The 6561-nt window shown below is 62.0% G+C and carries 2 protein-coding genes; one reads left to right on the top strand and one right to left on the bottom strand.

Translation table 11 applies throughout. The features are described 5' to 3' along the window. Window positions 1-56: 56 nt before the first annotated feature. On the bottom strand, window positions 57-2675 hold the full coding sequence (locus tag QZ302_RS08030) for a chitobiase/beta-hexosaminidase C-terminal domain-containing protein (protein WP_294594298.1): 2619 nt from the start codon (window positions 2673-2675) through the stop codon (window positions 57-59). Between the two features lie 1396 nt (window positions 2676-4071). Between QZ302_RS08030 and terL the strand changes: the two genes are divergently transcribed. Further along, entirely contained in the window at window positions 4072-5607 is a 1536-nt protein-coding gene (gene terL, locus QZ302_RS08025; protein WP_294594297.1) for a phage terminase large subunit, read from the top strand. Window positions 5608-6561 lie beyond the last annotated feature (954 nt).

Here is a 6561-nt window from a genome sequence, read left to right as displayed (position 1 = left end):
GTATCCTCCGAAGAGGATACGCCCGACTCTCTTTCGCGCCAAAAGATCAGGCCGCGCTATTCCACAATCACCTCGTCGCAGAACAGCCACGCGTCATCCTTGCTGTGCCAAGCCGGCATCTTGCCGTGCCCCCGCGCAATCACCTTGATATAACGCGCCGTTTTGCCGATTTTGTCCTTAGAGACAGGCACCTTGTGTGTCGGCTCGTTCTTCGCCTCGCCCAGCTCGATCACCCCCAGCGACTCGAACGCCACCCCGTCCGTCGAGAGCAGATACTCCACCGACGTCGGCGGCACGATCCAGTCCCCTTTCGAGTGCAGGAACTGCGCCGTGATCCGCTCCACCGGCACCGCCGCCCCCAGGTCGATCACCGCCTCCAGATCGTTGCCGATAAAGCCCTGCCACGCCGGATCCGCGAACCGCAACGCTCCCACACGGCCGTCCGTCAGCGCCCCGTCGCCCCCGCCCGAATACTTCGTGTACGGCTTCAGGTAAGTCACCCCCGCACCCAGCGCCTTGTGCGCCGCCACCTGCTGTTCCGTCACCCCGTAGCTGCGCCCGTCCGGCCCGAAGACCCGCGCCTTCACCACCCGCACATCGCTGATCTTCACCGGCTCCGTGTAAAGCGTCGACTCCGCCGTCGGTTCCGAACCGTCCAGCGTGTAGTGGATCACCCCCTCCGGAATGTGGTTGTTCATCGTCACCCGGAAACTCCGCGGGTCATCCGCGTCCTGCGCCACCGAGAAATCCATGTCCGGCACCACCTCCAGCAAATCGAACCACGCCGTTCCCTCCGTCAGCAGCGTGAGCGACGAATTCAGATACCTCGCCTCGCGTGCCGCCTTCGTATAAGTCGCGCTCAGCTCATACTTCGTCCATTTGTCTGTCAACTCGAACTCCTGCGACGCGATATTTCCCAAATTGAGCCGGAATCGCATCTTTTCCCCCTTTTTCAGCCGGTTGATCGCCGCCTCCGACGCCCGCGCCCACACTGTCATGATATAGCTTTTGCCCAGCTGGAGCGGCAGCGGGTAGAAACTGACCGACGCCCCCTGTCCCGATTTCGGCGTGATCATCCGCAGCGAATGCCCCCCGTGAAACGCCACCCGCGAATCGATCGCATACGTCGCCCCCCGGTCTTTCCCGGCATTGCCGTAGACCGCCGCCGGCACATTGCCCGAGACGCTGTACTGCCATTCGAAACTCGGGTCGATCAGCAGATTGCTTCCGTTCATCGGCCGGTTGTCACCCGCAAAAGCCCGTTCCTCCGCCGGGTCGGCGAACAGCTTGAAAATCTGCACCCCGAACGGCGCCAGCATCCCGTCGATCGTCCCGTTCACCACCTCCCGCACACTGTTGTCCGACAGGTCGTACGCCTTCCTGTTGAAGGTATCCGGCAACACCAGCTTATAGTTCGCCGCCTCCGCTCCCGGGTTGAGGAGCACCGCCACCGTTTGTTTGCCCAACGTATACGTCCGCGCCTCCAACTTCGCCGCCGAAGCCACCCGCGGCGTCCGCTCCGTCCCCCGTTCGAAGAACGGCGTTAGCTCCTGAATCTCGCGACACGTCTTGGCATAGGTCTCCCACATGAACTGATTTTTCGGGAACCCGTTGAGCCCATGTCGGATAAACGACTGGAACCCCCGCGCCCCCTCTAATGCCGCCCCCCACGTCATCATACGAATTTCGGCCGGCGTCGGCTCGCGCGTCCAGAACTCCGCTCCTCCGAACGTCTGGGGCACGTACCAGATCGATTTTTCGAACTGCAACTCCTCGCGCAGCCCGCGGATCGTACCGATCACATCCGCCGCCGCCGAGTTCGGCACCGGGTAGGTGTCCGCCATGATGATATCGCACGAATTGGCATAGTGTCGTCCCGGTCCCGCCGACATAATGACCAGCGTGATCGGATGGTACGGGTCTTCGGCTCGGATGATGTCGTAAATCTCCTCTAAGGTTTCCGCCGATATGCCCTGTCCCTCCGGTTCGTCGGCCACGTACCACGACAGGATGGCCGGGTGGTCTTTCAGTGCGCGGATTTCGTCGCGCAGCAGCTCCATTTTCTTGGCCTTGTCGGTGGATGCGGCCTTGGCGCCCCCGCCTCCGCCCGCGATGCTCAGCAGGTTGTAGTTCACCTGCATCCCCAGCTGCGCCGCCCGGTCGAGATAGGCGATCCGCTCCTTGCGCGGCTGTTTACCGATATTCTGGTACGGCGAGATGAGGTTCATCCCCCTCACCGCCTCCTCTTCGGCCAGCGTCGGCTGCACCGGCGAGTAGCAGTAGAATCCGCTCGGAATGACCGGCAGCCCTTCGGCCCGCACCACCCCCGTTAGGTAGTCGATCTGCACGCCGTTGTCCTTGTACGGCAGCCGGGTGAGCCTCACCGCGTAGGTACTGTCTCCGACCCGCACCCGCAGCGTATTGTCCCCCGTTTTAAGCGCGTCGAGGGGTAGGGTATAGGTATTTTTCCCTTGTTTGGTCAGCGTCACCGCCGCTTCGCTGTCATCGAGCGCCGCCCGTTCGGGCGTTTGCTGTCCCGTGACGATGATCGTCGCCACCGAATCCCGTTCGGTGAAGTAGTTCATCCTCGGCAGCACTTTGGTTTTCGGAGCAGCTCCTGCATTTCCAGCCGCCGTCAGCACGGCGAGCACCGCGCAAAAGAGAGTTTTGTTCATGAGTTTGTTGAAGTTGGATTAGTTGTAGGAACAAAGTTATGTTTTCCTTTCGAAAAGGCGATCCCCGCGCACGAAACAGAGATGGGGTTGAAGTTGGGGCGAGGTTGTTAGGGTAGACCCGGCCAGAGCATCCCTTTAGGGACGCGCTCTAAAGTTTTTTTTGTTCTTTCTGTTCACAGAAAGAACAGTTCTATCCGGGGCAGTGATCAGACCGCGCGCGACAGCTGGAGTAGGAAATCATTCAAACGCGAAACACGCGTTTGAATGATTTCCGCCAGCGCGCGGACAGGGAACGGGGTAGAGGCTGTCATTTGCCCGCCGCGGGCACGCGGGGCCTGCCCGGCCCGAGGGCAGTACCCTCCTGTAGGACAAACGCGCGCCGCCGCCTAAAGAAGCGATTCAATCATTTTGGCGGTGAGCCGAAATAGAATGAATCGCGCAAGGCGCGCGAAAACCCCAACCTCGCCCCTAAATCCGTCGCCCGCCCGCTTAAAAGGGCATATTCTGCCGGTTGGCACGTGGCCAATCCGGCAGAATTGCCGCGGGCGACGGCAAGCGTGGCGGAGCGATAGCGAAGCCGCAGTGAGGCTGACACGGGGCGGAAAATTGGGGCGGTGCTTTGGGCCTCGCAGGCTTCAACCCGCTAAGGCAATTGCCTTAGCGCAAGTTCAATTGCGTTCCTTCTGGCGGCGACCCGCTTGAACCGAGGACGAATGGGCGGAAAGTTGGGTTAACCTTTTGGGCTGTGCTTTTTCGACCCTTTAGGGTCGCCGGCCTTGTCGCCCAGCGGCGAAGCCGCTCGGGGGGGGGCGACAGGCCGAACTTGGCCGATTTGGGCTGTGCTGTTGGCCGCAATTTGGGCCGAGCTTCTGCGACCCAACGGGTCGCGCGGGCCGGACGCCTCCCCTCGGGAGGCCCGCAACACGCCGCTCCGCGTCGAAAATTGCGATACCTCCCGGGCGTCCGTCCGCACAAAGTTCAGCTATATGGGGCAGCTCCAGCCTATTGCCCACCGCGCGCACTCCCCCGTTTATTCCGAGAGGCAACGCAACTGAAAACCGTAGGCGCGGCAGTACGTGCTGCTGGGATCGAGCCACGTCACGTGGAAATCCAAGCTCATGCCATTGGTACCACTGACCGTGGAAGCCCAGCTGAAACCGTGGTCGCCGACGCTGCTCAGCGCGCCCGTATCCCGAGCGCGATAGCCCGGGGCGAAAGGGAGGGAGCGGAAAGGTCGGTTATTGGAAAACGGAAGAGAAAGAAATGTGTTAATGAATGGGAAAAGTAATGGAAAGAGGGCGGAGGAGAGGTGGAGGTTCGGGAGGGAAAGAGGGGGATGTGCGGTGACGGCTGAGGTGGAGAAGTTGGGGAATGTGCTAAAAGCGGGAGAAATGTTTTGAAAGAAGAAAAAAGTATTCCAAAGAAAAAGATCGAAGGGACGAGGCGGAACGAAACACTGGTGGTCGGGCGTGATGAACCGAGGTGGGAAAGGGCCAGGAGATCGTTCCGGGAGTTTGTCGGGGAGGTGGCGCCGGATATGGAGTGGAGCCCGTTTCATGAGGCCTATTACCGGCTCCTGGGGGAGTTTGCGGAGGGGAGAATCCGACGGATGATGGTCTGTGTGCCGCCTCAGCACGGGAAAAGCAGGGGGGCGGCGGTCTTGTTGCCGGCGTTCCTGTTGGGACGGAATCCGGATCGAAGGCTGGCGGTCGCTTCCTATTCGTTCGCGCTGGCGGGAAGGTTCGGACGGGAGGTGCAGAGGGTCATGGAGGGGGAGGCGTATGGGAGGATCTTTCCGTGGACGAGGCTGAAGGGGGTGCCGGGTGGGGACAGAAGGGGGGAGAGAACGGCCAGAAGAACGTTGCAGGAGTTCGATTGCGTCGGACGAGAGGGGGGAGTGAGGATGGTCGGAAGGGCGGGGTCGCTCACGGGGAACAGGGTCGATGTGATGGTGACGGACGATTTGTACAAAAATATGCTGGAGGCCAATTCGCCGAGGGTCAGGGAGAGGGTCTGGGAGTGGTATCAGGCGGTGGTCAGAACGAGGCTGCACGATGGGGCGCAGGAGCTGGTGGTGTCGACGAGGTGGCACGAGGAGGACTTGATCGGTCGCATGATGCGGGTGGAGCGGGTGGTGGTACCGACGAGGTGGGAGCAGATCGGGGGGGTCGGCACGGAGCGGTGGGTGGCGGTGGTGTTCGAGGCGATCAAGAGTTCGCCGTCGACGCAGATCGATCCGAGGGAAAGGGGGGAGGCGCTCTGGCCGCAGAGGCATTCGGTGGGGTGGCTCAGGCAGAGGAGGGGAACGGAACCGGTGCTCTTCGAGGCGCTGTTTCAGGGGAATCCGGTGGTCAGGGAGGGGCTCCTGTACGGTGGGTTCGAAACGTATGCGAGGCTCCCGGAGCGGATCGTCCGGAGGGCGAATTATACGGATACGGCGGATACGGGCGGGGATCGGCTCTGTTCGATCTGTTATGCGGTGGGGGCGGACGGGGTGTGCTATGTCACGGGGGTGGTCTACTCGGAGGAGCCGATGGAGAGGACGGAGCGTGAGGTGGCGGAGATGTTGGCGCGCGAGGGGACGACGGTGGCGTATATCGAGAGCAACAACGGGGGGAGGGGGTTCGGAAGGGCGGTGGAGCGGAGGCTCAGGGAGGAGGGGATGCGGGGGTGTACGTTCCGGATGTTCCACCAGGCGGGAAACAAGGAGTCGAGGATTCTGACGTATGCGCCGACGGTGGAGCGGATGATCCGTTTCCCGGAGGATTGGCAGCGCAGATGGCCGGAGCTGGCGGCGGAGGTGGTGGGGTTTCGGAGGGTGTTCCGGGCGAATGCGCACGACGATGGGCCGGATGTGCTCACGGGGATTGTCGAAACGGAGCTGGAACCGAAGCGGGGGCGGCTCCGGATCGGGGGCTTCGCGAAGGAATGAGGCGCTTTGTCTGGCGGGGCTGTCGGGGGGATTTGGGCGGAGGGGGGCGCGAGTGTTGGGGTAGAGGCGGCCAGTGGAAATGCGGCAGCATTTCCCGTCCACGGGACGTGGGGCCCGCGCGGCCGACGCGTTCGCGTCATGGCGCGCGGCCGTTATTACTTTCCAGTTGCTCGCGCGCCACGCCTAAATAGGGAAATCGTCAAAATGTGCTTGCGCGTTTTGACAGGATTTCCCCCGGCGCGCGGAAAAATTTGCCCACTCACGAAAACTCCGTCGCCCGCCCGCGTAAATAAGGGATTTCACTCGTTTTGCGGTGAGCAAAATCGAGATGAAATCCCAGCGGGCGACGGAAATGCGGCGGAGCGAAAGCGGAGCCGCAGTGAGGCGCACACGGGGCAAAGAACTGGGCTGTGCTTTGGGCTGTGACAGTTCTTTGGGCTCGAAAACCGCAACCGGTTTTTGAGCCGCGCTGGGCCGAGCTGTTGGCCGTGCTTAGGGTTTTACTCTCGGATGAGAGCGAATAGCGCGATTCCAGAAGAATTGCCGTCCTCGGAGCGTAGCGAACGCCGTAGGCGGGCCCGAGGACGAATGAGCTATGCTCTTGCGACCCTTTGGGGTCGCCGGCTTTGCCGCTCGGAGAGATGGGCGACAGGCCGAACTCGACAGAATGTGATGATAAAATGAGAGGGGGACTTTGGGCAGTGCTTGTGCGACCTTTAGGTCGCCGTCCTCGGCGAGAGCGACGCATTAGCGGCGCGGTGGAGGCGCGCCGAGGACGAACCTAATAGAATGGGAGGCGGTGAATGGGACTGTGCTTTTGCGGTTCGTAGAACCGCCGGGCCTGCGCGCTGGGCCTTTGGTCCACCCCCGGAGCGCGCAGCCCGAACCCGACAGAATTGGGGCGGCGAACTGGGCCGAGCTTTTGCGACTCGGAGAGTCGCGCAGTTCGCCACC

This window comes from uncultured Rikenella sp., assembly GCF_910579375.1.
GTDB lineage: Bacteria > Bacteroidota > Bacteroidia > Bacteroidales > Rikenellaceae > Rikenella.
The sequence above is the reverse complement of the archived record's forward strand: the minus strand, read 5'-3'. Positions and strand labels throughout refer to the sequence as shown.

Coding starts and splice junctions, on each gene's coding strand:
- QZ302_RS08030 (WP_294594298.1), bottom strand. CDS start 2,675: ATGAACAAAACTCTCTTTTGCGCGGTGCTCGCCGTGCTGACGGCGGCT.